Origin of the sequence: Chitinimonas lacunae (assembly GCF_042650885.1) — a bacterium.
GTDB classification, from domain to species: domain Bacteria; phylum Pseudomonadota; class Gammaproteobacteria; order Burkholderiales; family Chitinimonadaceae; genus Chitinimonas_A; species Chitinimonas_A lacunae.
Window position 1 is genome coordinate 2,449,291 of sequence record NZ_JBHSBU010000001.1, and the last position, 26,212, is coordinate 2,475,502.

At 63.7% G+C, this 26,212-nt stretch carries 22 protein-coding genes; 15 read left to right on the forward strand and 7 right to left on the reverse strand.

What is annotated here, in order from left to right; translation table 11 throughout:
* Positions 1-19 precede the first annotated feature (19 nt).
* The gene (locus tag ACFOW7_RS10210) at positions 20-1,633 is read right to left on the reverse strand and encodes a methyl-accepting chemotaxis protein (protein ID WP_378163783.1); all 1,614 of its coding nucleotides are present in this window, start codon (positions 1,631-1,633) and stop codon (positions 20-22) included.
* Positions 1,634-1,821: 188 nt separating this feature from the next.
* Between ACFOW7_RS10210 and ACFOW7_RS10215 the strand changes: the two genes are divergently transcribed.
* From ACFOW7_RS10215 to ACFOW7_RS10225, 3 genes are all read left to right on the forward strand, one after another.
* Entirely contained in the window at positions 1,822-3,621 is a 1,800-nt protein-coding gene (locus tag ACFOW7_RS10215; RefSeq protein WP_378163785.1) for an aminopeptidase P family protein, read from the forward strand.
* A 71-nt stretch (positions 3,622-3,692) separates the two neighbouring features.
* Positions 3,693-4,268 carry a GNAT family N-acetyltransferase gene (locus tag ACFOW7_RS10220; RefSeq protein WP_378163787.1) on the forward strand — a complete coding sequence of 192 codons (576 nt, stop codon included), beginning with the start codon at positions 3,693-3,695 and terminating at the stop codon, positions 4,266-4,268.
* 20 nt (positions 4,269-4,288) lie between these two features.
* The gene (locus tag ACFOW7_RS10225; RefSeq protein ID WP_378163789.1) at positions 4,289-4,417 is read left to right on the forward strand and encodes a hypothetical protein; all 129 of its coding nucleotides are present in this window, start codon (positions 4,289-4,291) and stop codon (positions 4,415-4,417) included.
* 67 nt (positions 4,418-4,484) lie between these two features.
* Here ACFOW7_RS10225 and ACFOW7_RS10230 read toward each other — a convergent pair whose 3' ends face one another.
* Positions 4,485-5,168, reverse strand: a complete 684-nt coding sequence (locus ACFOW7_RS10230) for a hypothetical protein (protein ID WP_378163791.1) — start codon at positions 5,166-5,168, stop codon at positions 4,485-4,487.
* Between the two features lie 193 nt (positions 5,169-5,361).
* On the opposite strand from ACFOW7_RS10230, the gene ACFOW7_RS10235 reads away from it, so the two are divergent.
* On the forward strand, positions 5,362-5,646 hold the full coding sequence (locus tag ACFOW7_RS10235; RefSeq protein WP_378163793.1) for a hypothetical protein: 285 nt from the start codon (positions 5,362-5,364) through the stop codon (positions 5,644-5,646).
* 628 nt (positions 5,647-6,274) lie between these two features.
* Here the strand turns inward: ACFOW7_RS10235 and ACFOW7_RS10240 are convergent.
* The 4 genes from ACFOW7_RS10240 to ACFOW7_RS10255 all read right to left on the reverse strand — a co-directional run bounded on the left by ACFOW7_RS10240 (position 6,275) and on the right by ACFOW7_RS10255 (position 12,457).
* Positions 6,275-7,552 carry a DUF1615 domain-containing protein gene (locus tag ACFOW7_RS10240; RefSeq protein ID WP_378163795.1) on the reverse strand — a complete coding sequence of 426 codons (1,278 nt, stop codon included), beginning with the start codon at positions 7,550-7,552 and terminating at the stop codon, positions 6,275-6,277.
* A gap of 128 nt (positions 7,553-7,680) precedes the next feature.
* Entirely contained in the window at positions 7,681-9,345 is a 1,665-nt protein-coding gene (gene ettA / locus ACFOW7_RS10245; protein ID WP_378163797.1) for an energy-dependent translational throttle protein EttA, read from the reverse strand.
* 119 nt (positions 9,346-9,464) lie between these two features.
* Positions 9,465-10,679 (reverse strand): hypothetical protein, encoded by a 1,215-nt coding sequence (locus ACFOW7_RS10250; protein ID WP_378163799.1) that lies wholly within the window; start codon positions 10,677-10,679, stop codon positions 9,465-9,467.
* 821 nt (positions 10,680-11,500) lie between these two features.
* Positions 11,501-12,457 carry a histone deacetylase family protein gene (locus ACFOW7_RS10255; protein WP_378163801.1) on the reverse strand — a complete coding sequence of 319 codons (957 nt, stop codon included), beginning with the start codon at positions 12,455-12,457 and terminating at the stop codon, positions 11,501-11,503.
* A 168-nt stretch (positions 12,458-12,625) separates the two neighbouring features.
* On the opposite strand from ACFOW7_RS10255, the gene ACFOW7_RS10260 reads away from it, so the two are divergent.
* The 10 genes from ACFOW7_RS10260 to ACFOW7_RS10305 all read left to right on the forward strand — a co-directional run bounded on the left by ACFOW7_RS10260 (position 12,626) and on the right by ACFOW7_RS10305 (position 24,502).
* Complete coding sequence (locus ACFOW7_RS10260; RefSeq protein ID WP_378163803.1) at positions 12,626-13,561, forward strand: AAA family ATPase; 936 nt, start codon at positions 12,626-12,628, stop codon at positions 13,559-13,561.
* Complete coding sequence (locus tag ACFOW7_RS10265; protein WP_378163806.1) at positions 13,545-14,531, forward strand: DUF58 domain-containing protein; 987 nt, start codon at positions 13,545-13,547, stop codon at positions 14,529-14,531. The genes ACFOW7_RS10260 and ACFOW7_RS10265 overlap by 17 nt, the downstream gene beginning before the upstream one ends.
* Positions 14,528-16,495 carry a transglutaminase TgpA family protein gene (locus ACFOW7_RS10270; RefSeq protein ID WP_378163809.1) on the forward strand — a complete coding sequence of 656 codons (1,968 nt, stop codon included), beginning with the start codon at positions 14,528-14,530 and terminating at the stop codon, positions 16,493-16,495. Before ACFOW7_RS10265 ends, ACFOW7_RS10270 begins: the two co-directional genes overlap by 4 nt.
* 238 nt (positions 16,496-16,733) lie before the next feature.
* Positions 16,734-17,351: a MarC family protein gene (locus ACFOW7_RS10275; RefSeq protein WP_378163811.1), complete on the forward strand. Its 618-nt coding sequence runs from the start codon at positions 16,734-16,736 to the stop codon at positions 17,349-17,351.
* A 40-nt stretch (positions 17,352-17,391) separates the two neighbouring features.
* Positions 17,392-18,063 carry a ribose-5-phosphate isomerase RpiA gene (gene rpiA, locus ACFOW7_RS10280; RefSeq protein WP_378168005.1) on the forward strand — a complete coding sequence of 224 codons (672 nt, stop codon included), beginning with the start codon at positions 17,392-17,394 and terminating at the stop codon, positions 18,061-18,063.
* 92 nt (positions 18,064-18,155) lie between these two features.
* Positions 18,156-18,857, forward strand: a complete 702-nt coding sequence (phoU, locus tag ACFOW7_RS10285) for a phosphate signaling complex protein PhoU (protein WP_378163813.1) — start codon at positions 18,156-18,158, stop codon at positions 18,855-18,857.
* 101 nt (positions 18,858-18,958) lie between these two features.
* Positions 18,959-20,455: an exopolyphosphatase gene (ppx, locus tag ACFOW7_RS10290; RefSeq protein WP_378163815.1), complete on the forward strand. Its 1,497-nt coding sequence runs from the start codon at positions 18,959-18,961 to the stop codon at positions 20,453-20,455.
* Positions 20,456-20,457: 2 nt separating this feature from the next.
* The gene (corA, locus tag ACFOW7_RS10295) at positions 20,458-21,543 is read left to right on the forward strand and encodes a magnesium/cobalt transporter CorA (protein WP_378163817.1); all 1,086 of its coding nucleotides are present in this window, start codon (positions 20,458-20,460) and stop codon (positions 21,541-21,543) included.
* Between the two features lie 512 nt (positions 21,544-22,055).
* Positions 22,056-22,991, forward strand: a complete 936-nt coding sequence (locus ACFOW7_RS10300) for a DMT family transporter (RefSeq protein ID WP_378163819.1) — start codon at positions 22,056-22,058, stop codon at positions 22,989-22,991.
* A 125-nt stretch (positions 22,992-23,116) separates the two neighbouring features.
* A complete protein-coding gene (locus ACFOW7_RS10305; RefSeq protein ID WP_378163821.1) occupies positions 23,117-24,502 on the forward strand; it encodes a NupC/NupG family nucleoside CNT transporter in 1,386 nt (461 codons plus the stop codon).
* 13 nt (positions 24,503-24,515) lie between these two features.
* Here the strand turns inward: ACFOW7_RS10305 and ACFOW7_RS10310 are convergent, their stop codons facing one another.
* Positions 24,516-25,481 carry a LysR family transcriptional regulator gene (locus tag ACFOW7_RS10310; RefSeq protein WP_378163824.1) on the reverse strand — a complete coding sequence of 322 codons (966 nt, stop codon included), beginning with the start codon at positions 25,479-25,481 and terminating at the stop codon, positions 24,516-24,518.
* Positions 25,482-25,603: 122 nt separating this feature from the next.
* On the opposite strand from ACFOW7_RS10310, the gene ACFOW7_RS10315 reads away from it, so the two are divergent.
* Entirely contained in the window at positions 25,604-26,203 is a 600-nt protein-coding gene (locus tag ACFOW7_RS10315) for a short chain dehydrogenase (protein ID WP_378163826.1), read from the forward strand.
* Positions 26,204-26,212 lie beyond the last annotated feature (9 nt).

A 26,212-nucleotide genomic window follows, 5' to 3' on the forward strand; every position in this document is an offset into this window, starting at 1 on the left:
CTGGCTGGCTTGGACCCGCTCAGCCGTGGAAGCGGGCCACTTGTGTCTGCAGGGTGCGGGCAATGAGTTCGAGTTCATGGGCCAGACGTGAGGCGACCATGGCAGCCTGGCTGTTGCGTTCGGTCATCCGTGCCACCTGCTCGATATGGTTGGCGATCAGATGGCCGGCCTCGTTCTGTTCGCGCAGGGCGCCCGAGATGCTATGGACCTGCTGTTCGACCTGACCGGCGCTGATGGTGATGTGTTCGACCGTCTGGCCGGCGGCGTCGGCCAGTTCCACCCCGTTTGCCACCCGTTTGACGGCAGTATCGACATTGCTGGCCACCTCATGGGAAGACTGCTGGATCGCCTCGATCTTGGCGCCGATATCGCGGGTCGCATCGCTGGTACGCTCGGCGAGCTTGCGGACTTCGTCGGCCACCACGGCAAAGCCGCGTCCCTGCTCGCCGGCCCGTGCCGCTTCGATCGCGGCGTTGAGGGCCAGCAGATTGGTCTGGTCGGCCACTTCGCGGATCACCTCGACGATGCCGGTGATTTCACCGGAGCGGTCGCCCAGATGGCGGATCGCCCGTGCCACCTGTTCGATCACGCCGGCAATCGCATTCATCTCGGTCACGGCATTCTGGATCACCGCCCCACCTTCGCGCGCTTCGCGTCCGGCAGCGAGCGAGCATGACAGCGCTTCACCGGCGCTGTCGCTGACATGGCTGATGCTGTTGGACAGCTCCTCGATGGCCGCGGCCATACCGCTTGAGGCATCGCTCTGCTGTTCGGTGCCGGTGGCCACTTCCTTGGCCGAACTCGCCAGCGTCAGCACCATGCCGCTGAGCTTGTGGCTGGCCTCGGCCACGCTCTGCACCACCTGCTGCACACTGATCGCCATCTGATTGAACGACTGCGCGGTTTGGGCAATCTCGTCGCGGCCGCTGATCTCGACGCGGCGGGAGAAATCGAGTTGCTGTTCGATGTCGCGGATGGTGGTCTGTAGACGGCTGATCGGTACGGTGATCGCGCGGACGATCCAGACCGACAGCACCAGACAAAGCAGCAGCGCCCCGCCCAGAATGACCCACAGCGCCTGGCGACCGGCCGCGTAATCGTCATGGGCCGCTTTCGAGCGGCGCGCCGCCTCGACCACGTTGTAATCGACGATCTTGTCGATGGTCGGCAGGAAATCGCGGAACGCCTTGCGGCTATCTCCCCGAAAATAAGCCAGCGCGGCATTGTGATCGCCCGACTCCACCACCTTGCGGAACTGCGCATGGGCAGCCAGATAGCGTTTATGTGCAGCCTGGTAGGCGGCGAAATTCTGCTTTTCCTCGTCGGTATCGACGGTCTTGGCGTATTCGTCCTCGAACTTGCGCATCGATTCGAGGTTCTTGCCCATCCGTCCCAGGGTTTCCTTGATTTCCTCGTCGTTCTTGGCGATCAGCAACTGGGTTTCGCGGTTACGGGCATCGATGGCCTCTGCCCGCATCGCGCCCGAGTAACGCACCCCGGGCAGACTGGCATCGGTAATCTCGCTGACTGCATGGTCGAGCGAAGTCAGCTTGGCCACCCCCAGCAAACCCATCGCGGCACAGATCAGTACCAGAATCGAAAAAGCCAGGATCAAACGATGAGAGATCAACATGATCGTTTCCTTGAGCGAGGGGAAAAACACAGCCGAATATGTATTTTTTATATGGCAGAGCAGTGCTTTCTTCTGAGTGTGCGATGGACGGCAAATTCAGCCATGGCGCGGCTTAGATCGTGACGGCAAGCCGCGCTAGAATAGGGCGGTTCGCCCGCCGCGCGGGCTTTTCCCCCTCTGCCACCGCCATGCACCCGACCCCGATCCCCGCCCGTCTTGCCGCGCTGCGCGCGGCCATGCAGCAGCATCGTCTCGCTGCCTATATCGTTCCCTCGTCCGACCCCCATCTGTCCGAATACCTGCCGGCACGCTGGCAGGGTCGGCAATGGCTGTCGGGCTTCAACGGCTCGGTCGGCACGCTGATCGTCACCGCCGACCAGGCCGGTCTGTGGGTCGACAGCCGTTACTGGACCCAGGCCGAAGCCGAACTGGCCGGCAGCGGCATTGCTCTGATGAAGATCCCGGCCGTATCGAGCACGCTGCATATCGACTGGCTGGCCGAGCAGGTCCCGGCCGGCGGCCGGGTCGGTGCCGACGGCGCCGTGCTGGGTCTGGCGCAGGCCCGTCTGCTCGAACAGCAGCTCGGCCCGCGCGGCGTCAGCCTCGATACCAGCATCGACCTGCTCGAACAGGTCTGGCCCGAACGTGAAGCACTGCCCACGGCACCGATCTATGCCCATCCGGCCCGTTTCGCCCCGACCAGCCGTGCCGCCAAGCTGGCCCAGGTGCGGGCCGAGATGAACCGGCTCGGCGCCCAGTGGCATTTCATTTCCACGCTCGACGATCTGGCCTGGCTGTTCAATCTGCGCGGCGCCGATGTCAACTACAATCCGGTCTTCGTCGGCCACGCCCTGATCGGCCCCGATCGCGCCGAATTGTTTGTGGCGCCCGGCAAGATCGACGCCACCCTGGCTGCGCAACTGGCGGCCGATGGCGTGGCTGTCCGCCCCTATCCCGCAGCCGCTGCCGCGCTGGCCGCGCTGCCGGGCGACGCCACCTTGCTGCTCGACCCGCGTCGCATCACCCTGGGCTTTCGCCAGGCAGTGGCCGCCGGGGTGAAAGTGGTGGAGGCGGTCAATCCCTCGACCTTTGCCAAGTCGCGCAAGACCGCCGAAGAAGCCGATTTCATCCGGCGCGCCATGGAGCAGGACGGCGCGGCGCTGTGCGAATTCTTCTGCTGGCTCGAAGCGGCCATCGAGCGTGGCGAGCGGATCACCGAACTCACCATCGACGAGCAGATCACCGCCGCCCGTGCCCGCCGGCCCGATTTCGTCAGCCCGAGCTTCAGCACCATCGCCGGCTTCCGGGGCAATGGCGCCATGCCGCATTACCGCGCCACCGAAGAAAGCCACGCCGTGATCGAAGGCGACGGCCTGCTGCTGATCGATTCGGGCGCCCAGTACTACGGCGGCACCACCGATATCACCCGGATGGTGGCCGTGGGCCAGCTCAACGACGAACAGCGGCGCGATTGCTCGCTGGTGCTCAAGGGGGTGATTGCCCTGTCCAGTCTGCATTTCCCACGCAGCGTGCGCTCGCCGATGCTCGACGCCATCGCCCGCGCCCCGATCTGGGCCGCCGGGATCGACTACGGTCATGGCACCGGCCATGGGGTGGGCTACTTCCTCAATGTCCACGAAGGTCCGCAGGTCATCGGCCCGAGCGCCATGCCCGAACCGCATACGGCGATGGAGCAGGGCATGATCACCTCGGTCGAGCCGGGCATCTACCGGCCCGGCCAGTGGGGGGTGCGGATCGAAAACCTGGTGCTCAACGTGCCGCACGAGCAGACCCGTTTCGGCGACTTCCTGGCTTTCGAGACGCTGACCCTGTGCCCGATCGATACCCGCTGCCTCGACCTGGCGCTGCTGCGCCCCGACGAGATCGCCTGGCTCAACCACTACCACGCCGAAGTGCGGCGTCGGCTGTCGCCACTGGTCCAGGGCGAAGCGCTGGCCTGGCTTGAGCGTCGGACCGCTGCGGTCTGATCCAGCCGCTCCAGCACGACGGCCGCCTTATCCCGGGCGGCCGTCGTGTTATTTCCCACTCGATTTTCTGCATGCCCCAACTGATCCAGACTAGCGAAGCGGACTTTCCACCCGAACTGCGCCGTCAGGCGCTCGAACTGTCCTACCTCGAATGGCCGCAGGCGTTCAGCGCACCGCCCAAGGGCGACGAAGCGCTTAACGATCCGGCGCTCGATCCGGTCTGTATCGCACTGGTCGAGGATGGCTGCCTGCTCAGCTATACCGGAGTGCAGTCGCTATGGTTCGGTAAAGGGGACGAGGTCTGCCGCGTCTCCGGCATCAGCGGCATGCTGACCCGTGCTGCGCAGCGTGGTCGCGGTGCCGGGCGCCAAGTACTGGTCGCGGCAAGCGCCTGGATGGCCCGTTCCGGCACTGACTTCGGCATATTTACCTGCGACCCGCCGCTTGTGGCCTTCTACGCCCGCGCCGGCTGGATCGAGACACCCACGATGCCGCTGGTCGGCGGCACGCGCGAGCAGCCGTTTCCGAGCGCGCAGTTTGGCAAGGTGACATTGGCGCAAGCCTTCACGCCGCGCGGCCAAGCCCGGTTGGTGCAGCAGCAGGGCCGGCCGATCGAGCTGGAGCTGGGCGTAGGCAATCTGTGGTAAGGCCGGTCAACGCCGGCCTTTTGAGCGATGAATGGGTGTTGGAGAAGGCATCCACCCAGCAGACCCCGCAAGAGGCCTCCATCACCGACCGGCGTCACGCCTCCCTGCGGATGATCGAGCGGACCCAGGCTCACGGCCTGCTGTGCTGATTCACCCTTGTGGCCTGGTGCTGTCTGGACGCCCGGGGAAAGTCAGGAGTCACGGCAGTCCGCAGCGCTACTTGCCGCCGATATGCGGCAACAGCACGATGTCGAATTCGCGCCCCTGTTCGAGCGACAGCACCGGCATCAGGGTCTCGGCATTACGGACCTCCTCGACCAGATTGGGGTCCGCCTGATTTTCATCGCGCTTGAGCAGACTATCGGCCAGCCCTTGGGTGGCACGCGACAGCGCCTGCCGGGTGGCGCGGGCCAGGAAATTTTCCTTTTCGCGGGTGCCGACGCCGATCATCAGCAGGTCCTTGGCCGACTGACTCCAGTTGACGACGCCGCGGATGCCGGCCTTTACATCGCTATCGACCGCATAACCATGAATGGCCCGGGTCGTCACTTCGACCCCACGGTCGTCGTAGCAGCGCAGCATGCGCAGCGACAGATTGACCCGTTCGGCCGACAGATGGCCATAGCCGCTGGCCTCGACAATGCAGTCGCTGGCATTGCGCCCCACATCGCCCATCCGCCCAGGTTCCTTGACCCGCAATAGCACCGTGGAGGGGAACAGGCGTGCCTCGGCCCCGATCCCCACATCGGCCCCCACCACCACCGACACGGGAATCGCCCGCTGCCAGCGCTGTGGCGGCGGAGTGGGCGGGGCGGAAGGTTGCGGTGGGGTATCGGCAGCACAGGCGGTTTGCAGTGCGAACAGGAGGAATGCGTAGTTCTTCCACTTGGATTTCATCATGATTTGGTCTGCCTTTCAGAGAGGGAAGCCTGCCTGGGTATCCAAACGCCGCCACTGCCTATATTTGACAAGACTGGCAACGCTGCCTCACTTGTTCAAGCTGTCGGCCATCAGGGCGAGTTGGCCAGGTTGAGTCTGTGCCCCATCCTATGCTTAAAACATGCCCGGCCCGTCCCCACTCCAGGAGCCGCTTATGAGTGCCCCGCCCAGCAGCACCACCGGCGTCATTCCCGTGGACTGGATACAGCGTATCCACGACGGCCTGACCGCCCATGAAGTCCGCAGCCGGCTCGGCCCGCCCATCCGCGTCGTGCCGCCTGGGCGGGCACTGGACAACGGCCGGCGCAATCTCGATGCGGTCTGGGTCTACCGTCATCAGCCGCGCCAGCACGCCCGCCCGAACCAGGACATCGAAACCTTCGTCGGCTTTCGCAACGACGCGGTCTGCATCATTTGGCAGGCACTCAGCAGCAGCTGAAAACCTGGCCGCACCGTGTTGCCAATTTGACAAACTTCGCTATAGATCTTGCAAAGCAAAGACTGCCTGGATACGTACTATCTGCCGGGGAAATAGATAAGCGAGCCTTAAAACAGAGGTGGAGGAGATCGAAGAAAAAAGGAAATTAATCTGAAAATTATCTTCCAGTCATACAGCCATATAAAAACAAAAGAAAATAAATATCCAAAAAATTCCTAAAATCTATTTCTCCTCGTACTTTTCTCTCCCATCACGTCGCTTCCCTCCCCCATTCCCCCAAACCCCTGCAAGGCAAAAACAGCCCATTGCCAGTTCCGACTCACGCAAAGCGTCCACCCCAATCAAACCATCACGGAAACAAGCGTCGTCACGGACGGCCATAGGATGCTGTTCGAGCGTCCGGGCAGACGCCGACCTCGTGGCGAGGTGGTGAGGAAATCGGGGGAGTCGCCAGACGGTGCGTGGTACAGACCGTTTGGCGACTCCCCGGAGATGCAGGTAGGGAAATTTCCCTGAATGGATCAGTGATCAGTCTTGTAAAGTTCTTAGCAGATAAGCGCTATTTCTTTCTAAGTCAGACTATCTATCTTGCAGACATTTTTCTGATTATTTTATTTACAGCTTTCTATCACCCACCCATGCCGCCCGGTGACACCAGCGCAGTCGCCTTGCCAAGACAGCGTTGATAGCGGCCGTCGACCCGACGGGCGAACCATTCGGTGGTGAGCTTGCGGGTGATCTTGGGACTTTGCAGACGGATTTGCGGCAACGCTGCGCGCGGCAGTTTGCGGCCGCCTTGCTGGTCGGCCAGGGCGAACAGGCGGCGGTAGGTGGCGGTCTGCTCGAAGCTGAGCTGCTTTTCCTGCAAGAGATCGCGCCGTAGGGCCGACTCCTCCAGATCGAGCCGATCCGCCACCGCCAGCAGCGCGGCCAGCGTGGCGCTGCGCTCAGTGGTGGGTGCGCCGTCACGGTAGATCAGCAGATCGCCGTCGAGGGTCAGCTTGGCGTGGCGTTTGCCGGCCACGCTCGCCAGCGCCGCCTGGAAGGCCACATTGCGGCTGCTGTACTGGCCGGCGTTGAAGTCGGCGAAGCGGTACAGCATTTCCGGATAGTTGGCCGGATAGTGCAGCAGATTGGCGATCCCGAAATATACGCCGCCGCGCCGGGTAAACACTTCCTGGCGCAGGCTGGTCTTGAAGCTGTAGGGATAGGGCCAGTGCCGCATATGCTGCTCGGCGAACGCAAAGCTGACCTGCATCGGCCCGCCGGTGCGGATCGGATTATGGGCGATCAGTTGTTCGCGGCCGATGGGCAGTTCATCGACGATATCTTCAAACAGCAGATTCATCTGCCGCTCGGTCTTGAGCGCATTGATGCGTTCGGCGTAGCTGCGGCCGTTGGCCGATTTGCGCTTGAGGATCGCTTCGACGATCGGGAACGGCACGCCGTAGCGGTCGGCGTAACCCTCGATCTTCTTCCAGACGATACGGTTAAGACCGGGCACCACCGGGTCGGCCTGGAAGCTCGATTCCTGCTCGATCACGGCGATGGCGGCACAGATATTCTCATGGCTGGCGGGCAGCTTGAGCGCCACCAGGGCCGTAGCGATATCGTCGCGCCAGCCGTTGCGGTCGCTGATCTTATCGGGCAGCAGGCGACCGACCAGCTCGCGGGTAGACCGATCGACCACCGGCTTGATCGTGCCGGGCTTGGCTGGCGGCGGCGGTGCCGGGGTGGGGCTGAGTGCAGGCGGCGGCGCGACCGGAGGGGGTGGTGGCGGCGGAGGCGGCTCAGGAAGCGGGACAGGAACGGGTTCGGTCGGCGAGGAGATGGGCGCAGGCGCCTGGGTGGCACAACCGGCGAGCAGAACAAACGGGATAAATCCCAGAGCGAAACGACGCAACACGGTGGGAATCGGGTGGGACCAAAAGTCCGCGAGCTTAGCACTGGCCGCCGTCGGCGCGAAGAAGCGGCGCGACGGCGGCGCATCGTCGCAACACCGGCGCTGACTATGCAGCCAGCGCCGGCGAACGATCAGCGCGAGATCGGCTTGTAGCGGATACGCTTGGGCTTGGCACCTTCCTCACCCAGACGACGCTTCTTGTCGGCTTCATATTCCTGATAGTTGCCGTCAAAGAAGGTCCACTGCGATTCGCCTTCGCAAGCGAGGATATGGGTGGCGATCCGGTCGAGGAACCAGCGGTCGTGGCTGATCACGAAGACCGTGCCGGCGAATTCGAGCAGCGCATCTTCGAGCGCACGCAGGGTTTCCACATCGAGGTCGTTGGACGGCTCGTCCAGCAGCAGCACATTGCCGCCGGCGATCAGGGTCTTGGCCAGATGGAGCCGGCCGCGCTCACCGCCCGACAGATTGCCGACGATCTTCTGCTGATCGACGCCCTTGAAGTTGAAACGGCCCAGATAGGCGCGCGACGGCATCTCGAAACGGCCGACGGTCAGGATGTCGCGGCCGCCCGACACGTCTTCCCATACGGTCTTGCCGGCTTCGAGGCTGTCGCGGCTCTGGTCAACGTAGGCGAGCTTGACCGTCGGACCGATCTTCACTTCGCCGCTGTCGGGCGTATCGCGGCCGGCGATCATCTTGAACAGCGTCGATTTACCGGCACCGTTGGGGCCGATGATGCCGACGATGGCACCGGCGGGCGCCTTGAAGCTCAGCTTGTCGATCAGCAGCCGATCGCCGAAGCCCTTGCTGACATCGACGAACTCGACCACTTCATTACCGAGCCGCTCGGCCACCGGAATAAAGATTTCCTGGGTCTCGTTGCGCTTCTGGTATTCATGGCTCGACAGCTCTTCAAAGCGGGCCAGACGCGCTTTCGACTTGGCCTGACGGCCCTTGGGATTCTGCCGCACCCATTCGAGTTCTTTCTGGATGGTCTTCTGGCGGGCCGACTCCTGGCTTTCCTCCTGCTTGAGCCGGGCGTCCTTCTGCTCCAGCCAGCTCGAATAGTTGCCTTTCCACGGAATGCCATGACCACGGTCGAGTTCGAGAATCCACTCGGCGGCATTGTCGAGGAAGTAGCGATCGTGCGTCACCGCCACCACGGTGCCGGGGAAGCGCACCAGGAACTGCTCCAGCCAATCGACCGACTCGGCATCGAGGTGGTTGGTCGGCTCATCGAGCAGCAGCATATCGGGCTTGGACAGCAGCAGCCGGCACAGCGCCACCCGGCGCTTTTCACCGCCCGACAGATGACCGATGGCGGCATCCCACGGCGGCAGACGCAAGGCGTCGGCGGCGATTTCCATCTGGACTTCGACATCGCTGCCGGCCGTGGCGATGATGGCTTCGTAGCGGGCCTGATCTTCGGCCAGCTTGTCGAAGTCGGCGTCGGGGTCGGCGTAGGCGGCGTAGATCTCTTCGAGCTTGAGCTTGGCTTCGAACAGTTCGCCCAGCCCTTCTTCGACGGCGGTACGTACGGTCTGGGCCGGGTCAAGCTGGGGTTCCTGCGGCAGATAGCCGATCTTGATGCCGGGCATCGGGACCGCTTCGCCTTCGATGTCCTTGTCCACCCCGGCCATGATCTTCAGCAGGGTGGATTTGCCCGAGCCATTGAGACCGAGCACCCCGATCTTGGCACCGGGGAAGAACGACAGGGAAATATCCTTGAGAATCTGGCGCTTGGGCGGGACGATCTTGCCCACCCGCAGCATCGAGTAAACGTATTGAGCCATACCGGTCCGGTAAATGCCTGAGGAGTGTTAGGAAAGCCGCAGTGTAGCAAATGGCAGGCGGCAAGGCCGCCTGGCTGCGGCGGCCGGGACGGGGAAAGGCAGACAGGTCGGCGTTCGGGCTAAGGACGGCCCGTCACCAGCCATTGCCGCAGCGCAGCCGCCTCGCCATCGACCCGCTCGGCCCGGCGCACGAAGCTGCTGTAGTCGGTGTCGCTCATGCAGACCAGTAATTGGCTGAGCGGATTGCCCAGGGTCAGCAGGTCCCAGGCGGCGCGATAATCGGCGAGCACATCGCGCGCCGAACCCGCTGCGAGACCACGCTCGTAGGCACGCCGGATCAGATTGAGCGTGCCATTGCGCCGGATCAGCCAGGCACCGAGCCCCAGGCCCGGCTCGGCAGGCGCCTCGAGCCCGGGATAGGCGCTCTCTGCGCCTTCGGCTGTGTCGGCGGCAAGCAGACGGTCCAGCCCATTGGCGTGGAGGCGGAATTCGCCGATCAGGCTGCGGCCCAGCATCGCCCGCACCGATTCGCCGCCCAGCAAAGGCAGCGCCAGACGACGGGCCTGCGGCAGGCTGGCAGGATGACGCTTCAGCATCGCCGCCAGCAGCGCCTGACCCCGTCCCAGCGCCGAACTCGCCACCATCAGATTGACCATGGTGCGCGAACCGGCCGCCGCCCGCCGCCAGAAACCCTGGTAAGCGGCCCACAGATCGTAGGCATATTCGACCTGACCCTGTTCGAGCGCTTCGACCACCTCGCTCAGATACAGCAGGCCAAGCTGCTGCGCCGGGGCATAGCGCGGCAGCGGCAGATCGTCTTCAAACGGCAGATCCTCGGCGAATTCCGGCAAGGCCAGCATCGCGCGGTAGCGTTGCAGCAGCTCGGCATGGTCGCGCCGCAACAAGGCCAGCATCGCGCTGCGCTCGCGCAGGCTGTCGTAGCAGTCGGCTTCACAGAATTTCAGGCTCGGCAGCGCCACGTCGAGCGGACGCAGCCAATGCTCCTGCACCGCCTGATAACGCGCCGCGCCAGCCCAGCCGGGCTGCTCGGCGGCAATGGTGCGGTAGGCGGCAAGCGTCGCGGCAGCGGCCTGGAGCGGCCGTTCGTGCTCGGCGTCGAGCGAGATCAGCGCCAGATAGCCATTGCGCTCCGGCAGCGCGACCGGGAAGCGGTAATCGAGCCAGGCCTCGGTCGCGGGTTCGAGCGGCTCGTCCAGCCAGTTGAGCAGCAAGGGCAGCGCCACGATCAGCAGCAGCAATGCCAACGCCCACCAGACCAAACGGTGCAGGCGAAGCGGAAAAGACCATGGCGCACTGGCCGACAGAAAACTCATGAAATTTGCTACCCGGGGAAAAACAGCCACGCCACGTTACCGTCAGACACGGCAACATCGAAGCGTCACGCGATTTTATCCTATTGTCATAGAATTGATCTAGACAAGCCTTCCATCCACGTAAAAAAGGTAGCCCGTACCGGCGGAGGCCCGACCGCACCGCCCTCTGACTTAGGGGGGTAGCAGGACGGGACGGTCGGGTCCGCCGGTCGGGCCGACAAAGACACGCACCGCCAGCAGGCGGCACGCGGACGGGAACGGTGGCGCCGCCGGGAACCCGGAACAATTCATCCGGTCTGCCAGCAGGCGACGCGCTTGTTTAGACAGCTATGCCAAGTCGATACTAACAAGGTCATTCTCGAATTAGAAGGGTCAATCAAAAATTGATTGAAGATAGTTTTTGTCAACTGTCATACCTGACAGGCTGGCAAAGCCAACAGTGGAATTCGTTTTGCATTACCGATAAACCAGCACACTCATTCTCCTTAAAAATGGCGTCCACCTTCACCCATCCCCAGCGTCCAGCAGCCAGCAGATGACATGTCCATCTCTGCTTGATTCCTGAGCATGACTTATCACTGAAGAAATCGTGGATAACTGCCTGTGGTTGGAGAGGCAGACTGTTTTCTGGGCGCCATTTCGAAGGCGAATTTCTGGAAGTGCTGCCTGCGCCGCCTTAGGCTGCCGTGGTCGCGGGACGCGATGACGAAGATTAGGCAGCCTCGATAGCCGTATTGATAGAAATTTTACTTTTCTATTCTAATCGGCTACCTATCTTGCGATATGATGTCGTATTATTTTATTGGAAAGGGAATGGCTGTTTACAGCCCGGCCAGCACCCGAATATGGGCCGTGGCGCTACGCCCCAAGGCCGACAAGGCATAGCCGCCTTCGAGCACCGACACCACCCGGCCCTCGCCATGGCGTTCGGCCACGTCGAGCAACTGGCTCGTCACCCAGGCGTAGTCGTCCTCGACCAGACCCAGCGAGGCCATCTCGTCCTCGCGGTGGGCATCGAAGCCGGCCGAGATAAACAGCATCTGCGGGCGGAATTCGTCGAGCGCCGGCAGCCATTCGCGCTCGACCGCCGCGCGGAATTCCTCGCTGCGGCTGCCCGCCGGCAGCGGCACATTGTGCATATTGGGGCCAAGCGGCGGCGAGCCGCAGTAGGGATAGAAAGGGTGCTGGAAGGTGGAGACCATCAGCACGCGCGGATTGTCATGGAACAGTTCCTCGGTGCCGTTGCCGTGGTGGACGTCGAAATCGGCCACCGCCACCCGCTCCAGCCCCTGCTTGAGCGCATGGACCACACCAAGCCCGAGGTTATTGAGAAAGCAAAAGCCCATCGCCCGGCGCGATTCGGCGTGATGGCCAGGCGGGCGCACCGCACAGAAGGCGTTCTGTGCCCGGCCTTCGAGCACCAGTTCGGTCGCCTTGACCACCGCCCCGGCCGCGCGGAACGCGGCATCGAGCGTATGCGGGCTCATGGCGGTATCGGGGTCGAGGTGAACGATGCCCTGCTGCGGCGACAGCCGCTCCAGCGCCTCGATATAGGCAGGCGGATGGAGCAGGGCCAGTGATTCGTGACTGATGCGGGGAGCTTCGACATGCCAGAGCAGGTCCCAGATGCCGGCGGCGATCAGCCGGTCCTGGATGGCCGCCAGCCGGTCGGGCGACTCGGGATGGTGCGCCCCCATCTGGTGGCGCGCGCAATCGGGGTGCGTAAGGTAGGCCGTCGGGGCGCTACCCCGGATTTTGCGGCTGATCCATCCCAACAAGGCATGCTCCTGGCTAAATAAGAACACCGGCCGCAGACGCGGCGGGGATAGGCGAACGACGGAATAGAGAATCCTGCAAGGTCCGACTGCTGGACAGTTTAGCGGTCGAGGTGTCATAAACCAATAGAAGGCGTCCTGCCCTTCGCCAACCCGGAGCGATCGTCGATCATGGCCCAGCCCTCCTCCCGGCCGACCCCGGCCCATCTGCAAAGCGCACTTGACCAGCTCGATCTGCTGATCCTGGGCAAAGGCCGCGAAACCCGTCTGGCGTTGGCCTGCCTGCTGGCTCGCGGCCACCTGCTGATCGAGGACCTGCCCGGCGTCGGCAAGACCACCCTGGCCCATGCGCTGGCAGCCGTGCTGGGGCTGGCCTTTCAGCGGGTCCAGTTCACCAGTGACATGCTGCCGGCCGATCTGATCGGGGTGAATATCTATGAGCGGGCCAGCGGCGAGTTCCGCTTCCATCCGGGGCCGGTATTCAGCCAGGTGGTGCTTGCCGACGAAATCAACCGCGCCACGCCCAAGACCCAGTCTGCGCTGCTCGAAGCGATGGAGGAGCGCCAGGTCACCCTCGATGGCGAAACCCGGCCCCTGCCCGAACCGTTTTTCGTGATCGCCACCCAGAACCCGGCCCACCAGATCGGCACCTTCCCGCTGCCCGAATCGCAGCTCGACCGCTTTCTGATGCGGCTGACCCTGGGCTACCCCGATGCAGCGGCCGAGCGCGCCATGCTGCTGGGCGAGGACCGACGCGACATGATGAAGCGCATCGCACCGCTGCTGACCCCGGAGCAACTGTCGCAAGCCCAGGAAGCAGTACGGGCGGTTCATGTGGCGCCGGCGCTGGTCGACTATGTGCAGGCGCTGACCCACGCCACCCGCGAATCCCCAGACTTTGTCAACGGCCTGTCGCCGCGCGCAGCGCTTGGCCTGCTGGCCGCCGCCCGGGCCTGGGCCATGCTCGACGGCCGCGATGCAGCGCTGCCCGAAGACTTGCAGGCGGTGTTCGACAGCGTCGCCACCCACCGGCTGCTGGCGCGCACCAGCGGCCGGCCGCAACCCGAACTCGTGCGCAAGCTGGTGGCCAATGTTGCCATCCCTTGAGCGCCTGCTGCTTTCCCCGTTCGCCGGCTATTGGCAACGCTGGCTGCTGCGTCACCATCCGCGCGGCGGCGTCACGGTGCGGCTGACCCAGAAGCGCGTCTATATCTTTCTGAGCCGCTCGGGCTTTGTGTTCATCGTGATGCTGCTGACGATCCTCGGCGGCGCCATCAACTACGATCTGGCGCTGGGCTATATCCTGGCCTTTCTGCTGGGCGCCATGGCCATCATTTCGATCTTCCATACCTTCCGTAATCTGCTTGGCCTCGAACTGACCCCGGGCCGGGTCGAGGCAGCCTTCGTGGGGGAAACGGCCCGTTTCGAGATTCTGGTCAGCAATCCGTCCGAGCTGGCGCGCCACCATATCGAGCTGAGCTATGGCGAGATCAAGGACTCGATCGATCTGGCCGGCCGCGACAGCGCCACCGTGACGCTGGCGCTGCCAGCCACCGAACGCGGCTGGATCAAGGCGCCGCGGCTGCGGCTCGATACCCACTGGCCGATCGGGGTATTCCACGCCTGGTCCTATGCCTTCTTCGAGCAGCGTGCCCTGGCCTATCCGGCGCCGGAAGCCGATCCGCCTCCCCTGCCACCGCCGGTCGAAGGCAGCGGTGGCGGCAGTTCGCTGCGGCGCGGTCAGGATGATTTCGCCGGGCTGCGCCCCTTCGTGCCCGGCGACTCGCTGCGCCGGGTGGCCTGGAAGGCGCTGTCGCACGACGACGGTCTGATGGTCAAACAATTCTCGGGCGAAGCGGCGCCGATGTTGTGGCTCGACTGGGAAACGCTGCCGCCGGGCCTGACAACCGAACACCGGCTGTCGCGGCTGTGCGCCTGGGTCCTGGCCGCCCATGCCAGGGGGCTGGGCTGGGGACTCAAGCTGCCGGGCCGCGAACTTGCCCCGGCAAGCGGCGAGGCCCAGCTCGAAGCCAGCCTGGCTGCGCTCGCGCTCCACGGTATCCGCGAGGAAGCATGACCCACCCTCACCTCGACCGCACCCAGACCCTGACCCTGATCGTCGTGCTCGGCGCCCTGCTGGCGCCGCATCTGCTCCATCTGCCACTCTGGCTGGGCGGCGCGCTGGCGGCCATGCTGCTGCTGCGTGGCTGGATCGCCCGCCGCCAGTGGCGCTTGCCGCCGCGCTGGCTGCTGACGCTGGCCACCTTTGCCCTGATCGGCGGGGTATTCGCCGAATTCCGCACCCTGCTTGGCCGCGACGGCGGCGTGGCGCTGCTGGCCGTGCTGGTGGCCGCCAAGCTGCTCGAAACCCGCGCCCGCCGCGATGCGCTGCTGCTGGTCTATATCAGCTATTTCCTGGTCGTCACCAATTTCCTGTTCAACCAGAGCGTCTGGATGGCGGCCTATCTGCTCCTGGCCGTGCTGGCCACCACCGCACTGCTGATCGGCTGGAACAGCCGGGGCGGCTGGACCGGCCGGCGTGCCGCCGCGCTCGGGCACTGGCGCATGGCCGGCATGCTGCTGTTGCAGAGCCTGCCCTTGATGGTGCTGCTGTTTGTGCTGTTTCCGCGGATCGAAGGACCGCTGTGGCGGCTGCCGCAGGACCGGGCGGGCCTGCGCAGCGGCCTGGCCGACAATATGTCGCCGGGCAGCTTTTCCGATATGTCACAGAACGACGAAGTGGCCTTCCGCGTCAGCTTCAGCGAAGGCCGGCCCGACCAGTCGCAGCTCTATTGGCGCGGGCCGGTCTACGAGGAATTCGACGGTCGTACCTGGAGCCAGGGCGCGCCCTCGCTATGGCTCGAAGCGCAGCGGCCGCGCCGGGTACGCAGCAATGAAGTGCCGGTGTCCTATGCCATCACGGTCGAACCACACCAGCGGCCCTGGGTGCTGGCACTCGACATGCCGGCCACCGTGCCCGACGGCGCCCGCTTTACCGACCATCTGCAATTGGTGACGCGCCCGCTGCTCAAGCGGACCCGCTTCGAGCTGTCTTCCTATATCAATTACCAGGCGGTTGCCGACAGCGAGGAGCGCACCCTGCTGCGCCGTGCCCTGCAATTGCCGCCCAGCGGCAATCCGCGCGCCCGGGCGGCGGCCGAAGCCTGGCGCGAGCTGCCGCCGCAGGAGCGGGTCGATGCGGCCTTGCGTCTGTTTACCAGTCAGCGGCTGCGCTACACCTTGCAGCCGCCGCTCTACGGAACCGATCCGATCGACGGCTTCGTGTTTACCGGCCGTCAGGGCTTTTGCGAACACTTTGCCGGCGCGTTCGTGTTTCTGATGCGGGTGGCCGGCGTGCCGGCCCGGGTGGTCGGGGGCTATCAGGGCGGCGAGTACAACGATGCGGGCGACTACCTGATCGTGCGTCAGGCCGATGCCCATGCCTGGACCGAAGTCTGGCTCGAAGACCAAGGCTGGGTGCGGGTCGATCCGACCTTTGCCGTGGCACCGTCGCGGATCGAACGCGGACTCGCTTCGGCCGTCAGCGAGGAAGTGCCGCTGATGATGCGACTTGACAATAATCTGGTGAAACAGGTGCGCCTGATGCTCGATGCGGCGGTCAACGGCTGGAACGAATGGGTGATCGGCTACAACACCGAACGCCAACGCGACATGCTGCGCCGGCTCGGGATCGATTCGCTTCTGTCGTTCCGTTTTATCAGCACCTTCCTGCTGGCCATCCTGGCCGCAGCGCTGCCGGTGGTGCTATGGCTGCTGTGGCGCGCCCGCCCGCTGCCGCTTGATCCGGCCCGCCGCCACTACCAGCGTTTCCGCCAGCGTCTGGCCAAGCTCGGCGTGCCCGACCTGCCCCAGCAGGGCCCGCGCGACTATGCCGAGGCCGCGACCCGTCTGCGGCCCGAACTCGCCGCCATCGTGGCCGAAGTCACTGCCGCCTATATCGATACACGCTACCGCGGCGACGCTGCCGCGCTCGATCGGCTGCGCACTGCCGTAGCGACGCTGGGAAAACGGTCTGCTTAGCGATTCATGCGTAGAGCGCATAGGTGTTTGGATCGATTGCAAGATAGAATCTTGCACATCAGCCAAAATTCATGCGCTATGCGCATACCTTATAACCAGAACTCCGTACTGGCGCCCTGCCGCGGCCGCAGCGGGTCCTTGCCGACTCGCCGGCAAGCGCTGTGGTGGGCCCGAATTGGTGGGGGCGCTGCCGCCCACTAGAATACGAAGCCGATCCACCTAGACCGCCGTTCCTGTTATGGAAACCTCCTCCTTCGTCTCCGCCACGGTCCTGCTGCTGCTCGTTACCGACCCGCTGGGCAATATTCCGCTGTTTATCGGCCTGCTCAAGCAGGTCGATCCGGCCAGACGGCGCCGCATCATCATCCGCGAAGTCTTTTTCGCCTTTCTGATCCTGCTGTTCTTCGCATTCTTCGGTCAGCGTTTTCTCGATGTGATGCATCTGACCGATACCTCGCTCAGCATCGCAGGCGGGGTGATCCTGTTCATCATCGCTCTCAAGATGGTGTTTCCCCATTCGGAAGGCTCGTTTGGCCATGCGGTCCATGGCGAACCGTTTCTGGTGCCCTTGGCGATCCCGTTTATCGCCGGCCCGTCGGCCATTGCCACCGTGCTGCTGATGGTGTCACGCGAGCCGCACCGGATGCCCGAATGGATCGGCGCGCTCACCATCGCCATGCTGGTCTCGGCCGTGGTGCTCGGTTTTGCCGAGAAGATCGCCGACTTCCTGGGCGAGAAGGTGACCATGGCGTTCGAACGGCTGATGGGCCTGATCCTGACCGCCATCGCCATCGAAATGCTGTTGGCCGGCATCACCAAATTCGTGCATCAGTTGCAAAGCGGCCGTGGGCTATAGCCGCGCCCGCCCTCTTTCTTCCACTCAAGCCGAGTCCGCCATCATGACCCAGAACGCCTATAAGCAAGCCGCCGCCCAAGCCGCCATCGCCTTTTTGCCCGAGCAGGCAGTGATCGGCGTCGGCACCGGTTCGACCGCCAACTACTTCATCGACGAGCTGGCCAAGATCAAGGGTCGCATCGACGGTGCCGTCGCCAGTTCGGTGGCCACCGCCGAGCGACTCAAGTCGCATGGGATTCCGGTCTACGAGCTGCAACAGGTCGATAGCCTGCCGGTCTATGTTGACGGTGCCGACGAGATCAACGGCCATCTCCAGATGATCAAGGGCGGCGGCGGTGCGCTGACGCGCGAGAAGATCGTGGCGGCGGTTGCCGAGCAATTCATCTGTATTGCCGACCATTCCAAGCGGGTGCGCCAACTGGGGGAATTCCCGCTGCCGGTCGAAGTCATTCCGATGGCGCGCAGCCATGTGGCGCGCGAACTGGTCAAACTCGGTGGGCGGCCGGCTTTGCGCGAAGGTTTCGTCACCGATAACGGCAATCTGATTCTCGATGTCTGGGGATTGGCGATTGCCGAACCGATCAAGCTCGAGAGCGAGATCAACCAGATCGTTGGTGTGGTGTGCAACGGCCTGTTCGCCCGCCGCCCGGCCGACGTGCTACTGTTGGGCGGCCCCGACGGCGTCGAGACCGTGCGCGGTCCGCGCGCCTGAGTGTCAATAAAACTTCTTTTGCCGCCCTGGTGCGGCCATGCCAAGCTGGCCGCCCGTCCGCAGCAATCGGATACGTAAAGAGGAAAATTCCGATGTCAGAGCATATTTCCAAGCAGTTCGACGCCGAACTCGAATCGATCCGCGGCAACGTGCTCGGCATGGCAGGACTGGTCGAGGAGCAGTTCCGCGACGCCATGAAAGCGCTGGCCGAAGGCGATGCCAATCTGATCGAGAAGGTCGTCACCACCGAGGTCCAGGTCGATGCCCTGCATCTGCGCATCGACGACGAATGCACCCTGATGATTGCCCGCCGCCAGCCGGCTGCGAGCGATCTGCGCATGGTGCTGACGGTGATCAAGGTCATCAACGATCTGGAGCGGATCGGCGACAAGGCCGCCAAGATCGCCCGCCGTGCCAGACAGATCAACGAAGCCGGCCGGGTCCATGTGCCGCGTTTCCGCGATCTGGAGCATCTGGCCGAACTCGCCACCGATATGCTCCATGTGGCGCTCGACGGCTTCGCCCGGCTCGACCCGAGCGTGGCGGCCCAGGTGGCACGCGACGATCTGCGGCTCGATGAGGAATTCAAGGGCCTGCAACGTCAACTGATCACTTTTATGATGGAAGACCCGCGCACCATCAGCCTGTCGCTCGAAATCATCGAAGTGGCCAAGGCGATCGAACGGGTCGGCGACCATGCCAAGAATGTGGCCGAGTATGTGGTCTATCTGGTCAAGGGCGTCGATGTGCGCCATGCCGATGTCGAGACCATCGTCCGCAAAGCCGCCAACTGAGCTCCCTCACACCGATAAGCCCCCGCGCCGATGCTGCGGGGGCTTGTTTTTCATCCGGCCGCTTCCGACAATTCGCCGATGCCTGCCGGAAAATCCATACCATGACCCATTGCCCGACCATCGCCGCCGTCGATCTCGGCTCCAACAGTTTCCGCCTCCAGGTTGCCCGGGTGGTGGACGACCAGCTCTATATGCTCGACTCGCTCAAGGATACGGTGCGCTTCGGCGCCGGCCTCGATGCGCGCGGCCATCTCGACGAGAAAAGCCAGACCCGGGCACTTGCCGCGCTGGCCCGCTTCGGCGAGCGATTGCGCGGTCTGCCGCGCGAATGCGTGCGGGCCGTTGCCACCAATACCTTGCGGGTGGCACGCAACAGCAGCGATTTCCTGCCCCGCGCCGAAGCGGCGCTGGGCTTTCCGATCGAAGTGATCGCCGGGCGCGAGGAAGCGCGGCTGATCTATCTGGGCGCCTCGCACAGTCTGCCGGCCAGTCGCGACAAGCGGCTGGTGGTCGATATCGGTGGCGGCTCGACCGAGTTCATCATCGGTCAGCAATTCAAGCCGCTCAAGACCGAAAGCCTGTTGATGGGCTGCGTCAGCTACAGCCTCAAATATTTCCCCGACGGCCGGATCAGCAAGCAGGGCCTGCGCGAAGCCGAACTGGCCGCCCGGGCCGAATTGCAGGCGATCGCCGGCGAATTCGGCCACGAGCACTGGCAGCTCGCCATCGGCACTTCAGGCACCGCCCGCTCGCTGTCCGACATCATGGAACTCAATGATTTCAGCAGCGGCGGCATCACCGTCGAGGGGATGGAGCGGCTGCGCCAGCATCTGCTCAAGGCCGGCCAGATCGATGCCGTGCAGCTCAACGGCCTGCGCCCCGACCGCCGGCCGGTGCTGCCGGGCGGTTTCGCCATCATGGCCGCCGTGTTCGCAGAACTCGGCATCGAGCGGATGACCATCACGCTCGGCGCCCTGCGCGACGGCGTGCTGTATGACCTGATCGGCCGCCAGCACCAGCGCGATCTGCGCGAAGTCACCGTGTCGCAATTCAAGCGCCGCTACCATGTCGATGTGGCCCAACAGGCCCGGGTCGCCCGGCTGGCCGAGCAGTTCCATCGCCAGTTGAGCAGCAGCCTTGGCATCGACCCCGAACCCGAACTCAATCTGCTGCTGTGGGCAGCCAAGCTCCATGAGCTCGGACTGAGCGTGTCGCACGCGAGCTATCACAAGCATTCGGCCTATATCCTGCAACACGCCGATATGCCCGGTTTCTCCAGCCCCGAACAGGCCAGACTGGCGCAACTGGTGCTCGCCCATCGGGGCGGGCTCAAAAAGCTCGGCAGTCAGATTCCGCACAGCAAATGGGCACAGATCCTGGCCCTGCGGCTGGCGGTGCTGTGCTGCCGCAACCGAACCGATGGCCCGGCGCCGCCGCTGACGCTTGAAGCCAATAAGCAGGGTTTCGCGCTCAGTGCACCTGATGACTGGCTCGACAGCAGCCCGCTGACCCATACCGCCTTGCAGCAGGAAGCCGAAATCTGGCGCGATATCGGGGTACCCCTGACCCTGTCGGCCAATTTCGCTCACTGGGCCTGACGATGGTCCGGCCAGCGTCGTCACCGTCCGACCGCCGCCATCTGGTCGGCCGTTTCAGTCGCGAAGCCGGCCAGCCTCCCGGTGCCCTGAATCTGACCCGTGAGGCCGAATCCGACACCGAAACCACGCTGATCGGATACGGCCCCGAGGCCGACGCCTGGCACGAGACGGCCTTCGGCGCAGCCGACCAGAGCGAAGCCTCGGCCTATCCGGTGCAATGGCTCGATGTCCACGGCCTTGGCAACTCCGAACTGCTCGAAGCGATCGGCCGGCGCTTCCGGCTCCACCCGCTGACCCTCGAAGACATTCTGAACACCGACCAGCGTCCCAAGGTCGAGATCTACGACAACTATCTGTATCTGGTGGCCAAGCTGGTGCGCTACGAAGCCGACCAGGTCCATGCCGAACAGATCAGCCTGGTGCTGGGCCAGCAATTCGTGCTGACCTTCCGCGAAGGCCCCGGACCTGCGTTTGACGATCTGCGCGAGCGCTTGCAGCGCCATACCGGGGTGATGCGCCAGTTCGGCGCCGATCATCTGGCCTATGCCCTGTTCGATAGGATCGTCGACAGCTACTTTATGGTGATCGAGGCGCTGGGCGAGCGGGCCGAGGCGCTCGAAGACGAGCTGGTCGGGCGTCATCAGACCGGACTTTTGCGCCATATCCACAACTTTCGGCGCGAACTGCTCCATCTGCGCCGGGCGCTGTGGCCGCTGCGCGATATGCTCAATGCCCTGCAACGCGACGATATGGGCTACTTCCAGCAGGAAACCCAGCTCTATCTGCGCGATGTCTACGACCATAGCGTCCATCTGATCGAATCGATGGAAGCGCTGCGCGATCTCGCCGCCAGCCTGAGCGATCTGTATATGTCGCACCAGAGCAATCGGCTTAACCGCGAAATGCGCTTTCTGACCGTGATCGCCACCATCTTCATGCCGCTGACCTTTATTGCCGGGGTCTATGGGATGAACTTCCAGAACATGCCCGAGCTCAAGTGGCCGTGGGGTTACTACACCGTGCTGCTGGTGATGGCCTTGATCGGCGGCTCGATGGGGGTGTTCTTTTGGCGGCGGCGGTGGTTGTAGTGGAAGCCGTCGAGGAGGCAGCACTGCAAGTTTTATTTATTTTTATTTTTATACCGCCCCATATATAGCAGACGTCTTTCCGGTATTTTTCATGTCAGCCTTTTTTCTTCGTCTTCCCTCTATTTCACCGTCCTGCTGCGCCCTTCCCTGCGTCCCGAACCGCCGAACACCGTACCCGTCGCGATAGCGCCATCGGCGAAAGCCGTGACGAGCCGGCCAATTGGCGTGCTGGCGGCTCACTGAACAACGTAGTCCTCTTGTTGCTGCAAGCGGGCGAGCCATTCGGCCGGCGCTGCATCGCAGCAAGTTTCCGCGCTTTTCATAGCAGGCTTCTGCGAAAAAACAAGGTGTTCCCGCGCCAAGTGCCTGGAAATCTTGCTGCAATGCGCAATGATCTGGGCTACACTGCGCCCCCTCGTCATCCCGACACCCGGGATGGCCAGCCACCCGATTCGCCCGGCGCCACAAGTGCCGGGTGGCTTATCTACCTCGACCAGAGGCGATTCATACCGATGTTGTCCCTCCCCCTGCCGCCTGGGGCGGCCGTGCCGTATCTGCTGCTCGTCTTTGCCACCCTTTGCTGGGCTGGAAACTTTGTCCTGGCGCGCGCCCTGCACGCCGATATCTCACCGATCACCCTGGCCTTTGGCCGCTGGCTTACTGCCTTGCTGGTGCTGTTGCCGCTGGCCTGGCCGCGTCTGATGGCGCAGAAAGCCCTGTTGCTGCAAGTGAAGAAGCGCCTGCTGTGGCTGGCGCTCTATGGGATCGCCATCTCCAATACGCTGATCTATATCGGGCTGCGCTCGACCAAGGCCACCAATGCCGTGCTGTTCAATGCCCTGGTGCCGCTGATGGTGATGCTGCTCGCCTGGGTCGCCTGGCGCCGGCCGCTGTCCAGTCGCGAATGGGGCGGCACGGCTGCCTCGCTGGTCGGGGTGCTGGCCATCGTCTGCCAGGGCGATCTGACGCGGCTGCTGGCCTTGAATTTCAATCCGGGCGATATCTGGGTCTGTGTCGGCCTGGGCTGCTGGGCGGTCTATACCCTGCTGCTGCGTGGTCTGCCCGAAGGGCTGGACAGGCTGGCGGTGCTGACGGTCACGGTAGCGCTTGGGCTGGCGATCCTGTTGCCGTTCTGCCTGTTCGACATCTCGCGTCACGGCCTGCCGGCGGCCAGCGTGGCCAATTTCGCCAGTGTGGCCTATCTGGGGATCTTCCCCTCGGTGCTGGCGCTACTGTCCTATATGCGGGCAGTGCAGCATCTGGGTCCGACCCAGGCGGCCGGGTTCCTCCATCTGATCCCGGCTTTTGGTGCCCTGCTGGCCATGCTGTTTCTCGATGAACAGTTGGCCTACTACCATGTCGCCGGCCTTGCGGCGATTTTCGCCGGCCTCTACTGGGCCCAGAGTGCCGCTCCGGCACCCGCCCCGGCGGCAATCCGGCCGCGCTGAGCAAAGGCGGCGACGCTACTGTTGTATCCCGCTGAAAACTCGATAGAAATCGGACGAAAAAGCTGCGGCGGAGGTGCGCTTTGCGTACAATCCGCCGCTTTGTTTTCAGGGGAGCAGGAAAAACGATGATCAGCATCGCTCAATCGCTGATAGGCATGGTCTGCCTGTTAGCGCTGGCCTACCTATTTTCCGCCAATCGCAAGGCCATCAACTGGCGGCTGGTGGGTTTCGGCGCACTATTGCAGATCATCCTGTGCTTGGTGATCAACTACTTCCCGCCGGCCCGGGAAGCCTTCACCAGCATCAGCATGAGTTTCGTCAAACTGCTCAGCTTCGCCGGCGAAGGTGCCCGTTTCGTGTTCGGTAACGACCTGGCCTCGCCAGGCGGCAAACTCGGCTTCATCTTCGTCTTCAACGTGATGCCGATCATCATCTTCTTCTCGGCCTTCACTGCCCTGCTCTATCACTTCGGCATCCTGCAACGGATCGTGGTGGTATTTGCCTGGGTGATGCAGCGCACCATGCGCCTCACCGGCGCCGAGAGCCTCGCGGTGGCCGGCAATATCTTCCTGGGTCAGACCGAAGCCCCGCTGCTGGTCAAACCGTTTATCAAAGGCATGAGCCGCTCCGAGCTGATGACCATGATGACCGGTGGCCTGGCCCACCTGTCCGGTTCGGTGCTGGCGGCCTACGTCAGCTTCCTGGGCGGTGCCGACCCGAACGAGCAGGCCCGTTTTGCTTCCTTCCTGCTGCTGTCGTCGGTGATGAACGCCCCGGCCGCCATCATGTTTGCCAAGATGCTGCTGCCTGAAACCGAGCGCGATGCGGCCAAGGATGGCGAGAAGTTCGAATACGACCACGGCCATCACGGTCACTTCATCAACGCCGTGGTGCAGGGCACGATCGACGGCGTGCGGCTGGCAGTGATCGTCGCCTCGATCCTGATCGCCTTCGTTTCGCTGATCGCCATGTGCAACTACCTGCTGCACGATGTGGTGGGCGTGTGGACCGGCCTCAATGCCGTGATCAAGGAATCGACCGGTGGCGCCTTCGACGGCCTGACCATGCAATACATCTTCGGTCAGCTGTTCCGGGTGATCGCCTTTGCGATCGGCGTGAGCTGGAACGAGTCGCTCCACGTCGGCTCGCTGCTCGGTCAGAAGATCGTGATCAACGAATTCGTGGCCTATCTTGATCTGGCCCGGATGAAGAGCGAAGGTCTGCTGTCCGATCGCGCCATCGTGATCTCGACGTTTGCCCTGGCTTCGTTCGCCAACTTCAGCTCGGTCGGTATCTGCGTGGCCGGTATCGGCTCGATGGCCCCGAACCAGCAGAAGAACCTGGCCCAGATCGGCATGCGAGCGCTGTTTGCTGCCATCCTGGCCGGTCTGTGCACCTCGTGCATCGCCAATATCTTCCTGTACTCCAACCAGACTGCCGCCCCGGCACCCAAGGTCGAAGTGGTCAAGCCGGCTGCGCCGGCCAGCACGCCGGCACCGGCTGCCCACTAAAAGCTGAGCAGTCCTATCCGGTTACGGCCGGCGGTGCGATGACACCGCCGGCCGTTTTTCCCTGGCGCACCGGAGTGCGTCTGGCCGGGTCGGCGAACCAGTCCTCGATAAACGCCACCAGGGCGCGCAGCTTGGGCGGTTGCGGCTGGCGGTAAGGGTAGGCCAGATAAAGCGGCAAGGACGGCAGCTCGAAGCCTTCGAGCAGACGCACCAGACGACCTTCCGCCACATCGCGCTCGACCAGATAGCTCGGCAATCGGGTGACGCCGGCGTGCAGCAGCGCCAGTTGGCGCATCATCATGTAATCGTTGACCGCAAACCAGGCCTGCACCTCGACCGGATGCGGCTCGCCATCGCGGCTGAACAGCCAGCGGTTCGGTTCCTTGAAATGGGAATTGACCAGACAGGGCCAGCCCGCCAACGCCGCCGGCCGCTCGGGGTAGTCGCGCCCGATCAATAACTGCGGACTTGCCACCACCCAATCGCGCAGCACACCGAGCGGCCGCGCCACCAACCGCTCATCGATGCCTCGACTGAGCCGCAGCGCCAGATCGAAACCCTGCGCCACCAGATCGACCGGTGTGCGGTCGAGATCGAGCGACAGCTCGACCAGCGGGTAGCGCTGGCGGAACGCCATCAGCATCTCGGCCATGAAATACGGGCCAAAGCTGGTCGGCGCGGTGATGCGCAACCGTCCGGTCACTTCCTCGCGCAGCCCGGCCAGCGCCTGTTCCGATTCCTGCCAGGTCGCCCGCAGGCGGCGGCAATAGTCAAGATAGACCAGCCCGGCCTCGGTCGGCCGCAGGGAGCGCGTCGTGCGATAGAGCAGCTGTGCCCCGAGCGAGCGTTCCAGTTGCGCCACCTGCTTCGACAACTGGGTCTTCGACAGCCCGGCCTGCGCCGCTGCGGCGGTAAATCCCCCCTGCTCCACTACCTGCAAAAACGCCATGGCCCAGTCGAAACGGGTCTTGTCCTGCATTGATTGTTTCCTATTTGTTGACAGTGAATCCGGCCCAGCCAGGCTTTTCGCCGATCAATGCCTTGCTATGCTGTGGGCCTGCTTGTGATTACTGCGTGATTATCAACAATAGGAGCAAAACCATGAAGATCGTCCTGATCGGCGCCCACGGCGCCATCGGTTCCGCCGTCGCCGCCGAACTGGGCCAGCGCCACCAGATCATCCCCGTCAGCCGAAGCCGCGGCGACTACCAGGCCGATATGGCCGACCTCGACTCGGTACGTGCGCTCCTGCACAGCATCGACGACATCGACGCCGTGGTCGCCACGGCCGGCGCCGTCCATTTCGGCCCGCTGACCGAAATGACGCCAGAACAGATCGGCGTGGGTCTGCGCGAAAAGCTGATGGGTCAGGTCAATCTGGTGCTGACGGCCCAGCAGGTACTCAAGGACGGCGGTTCGATCACCCTGACCAGCGGCATCCTCAGCAGCGATCCGATCCGCTACGGCAGCGCCGCTTCCCTGGTCAACGGTGGCCTCGACAGCTTTGTGCGCGCCGCCGCCATCGAGCTGCCGCGCGGCCTGCGCATCAATATCGTCAGCCCCAATCTGTTGCAGGAGTCGGTGCCCGATTACGGCGACTACTTCCCGGGCTTCGACCCGGTTCCGGCCGCTCGGGTGGCCAAGGCCTATGCCAAGAGTGTCGAGGGGGCACAGACGGGGCAGATCTATACGGTGTGGTGAGGGTAGTCA

Excerpts from the sequence above, each read along its gene's own strand:
- ACFOW7_RS10270 (WP_378163809.1), top strand. The coding sequence starts at position 14,528 with ATGACCCACCCTCACCTCGACCGCACCCAGACCCTGACCCTGATCGTC.
- phoU (WP_378163813.1), top strand. The coding sequence starts at position 18,156 with ATGTCAGAGCATATTTCCAAGCAGTTCGACGCCGAACTCGAATCGATC.
- ACFOW7_RS10250 (WP_378163799.1), bottom strand. The coding sequence starts at position 10,679 with ATGAGTTTTCTGTCGGCCAGTGCGCCATGGTCTTTTCCGCTTCGCCTG.
- ACFOW7_RS10275 (WP_378163811.1), top strand. The coding sequence starts at position 16,734 with ATGGAAACCTCCTCCTTCGTCTCCGCCACGGTCCTGCTGCTGCTCGTT.
- ACFOW7_RS10235 (WP_378163793.1), top strand. The coding sequence starts at position 5,362 with ATGAGTGCCCCGCCCAGCAGCACCACCGGCGTCATTCCCGTGGACTGG.
- ACFOW7_RS10265 (WP_378163806.1), top strand. The coding sequence starts at position 13,545 with ATGTTGCCATCCCTTGAGCGCCTGCTGCTTTCCCCGTTCGCCGGCTAT.
- ACFOW7_RS10305 (WP_378163821.1), top strand. The coding sequence starts at position 23,117 with ATGATCAGCATCGCTCAATCGCTGATAGGCATGGTCTGCCTGTTAGCG.
- ACFOW7_RS10260 (WP_378163803.1), top strand. The coding sequence starts at position 12,626 with ATGGCCCAGCCCTCCTCCCGGCCGACCCCGGCCCATCTGCAAAGCGCA.
- ACFOW7_RS10215 (WP_378163785.1), top strand. The coding sequence starts at position 1,822 with ATGCACCCGACCCCGATCCCCGCCCGTCTTGCCGCGCTGCGCGCGGCC.
- ACFOW7_RS10210 (WP_378163783.1), bottom strand. The coding sequence starts at position 1,633 with ATGTTGATCTCTCATCGTTTGATCCTGGCTTTTTCGATTCTGGTACTG.
- ettA (WP_378163797.1), bottom strand. The coding sequence starts at position 9,345 with ATGGCTCAATACGTTTACTCGATGCTGCGGGTGGGCAAGATCGTCCCG.
- corA (WP_378163817.1), top strand. The coding sequence starts at position 20,458 with ATGGTCCGGCCAGCGTCGTCACCGTCCGACCGCCGCCATCTGGTCGGC.
- ppx (WP_378163815.1), top strand. The coding sequence starts at position 18,959 with ATGACCCATTGCCCGACCATCGCCGCCGTCGATCTCGGCTCCAACAGT.
- ACFOW7_RS10230 (WP_378163791.1), bottom strand. The coding sequence starts at position 5,168 with ATGATGAAATCCAAGTGGAAGAACTACGCATTCCTCCTGTTCGCACTG.
- ACFOW7_RS10310 (WP_378163824.1), bottom strand. The coding sequence starts at position 25,481 with ATGCAGGACAAGACCCGTTTCGACTGGGCCATGGCGTTTTTGCAGGTA.
- ACFOW7_RS10220 (WP_378163787.1), top strand. The coding sequence starts at position 3,693 with ATGCCCCAACTGATCCAGACTAGCGAAGCGGACTTTCCACCCGAACTG.
- ACFOW7_RS10315 (WP_378163826.1), top strand. The coding sequence starts at position 25,604 with ATGAAGATCGTCCTGATCGGCGCCCACGGCGCCATCGGTTCCGCCGTC.
- ACFOW7_RS10300 (WP_378163819.1), top strand. The coding sequence starts at position 22,056 with ATGTTGTCCCTCCCCCTGCCGCCTGGGGCGGCCGTGCCGTATCTGCTG.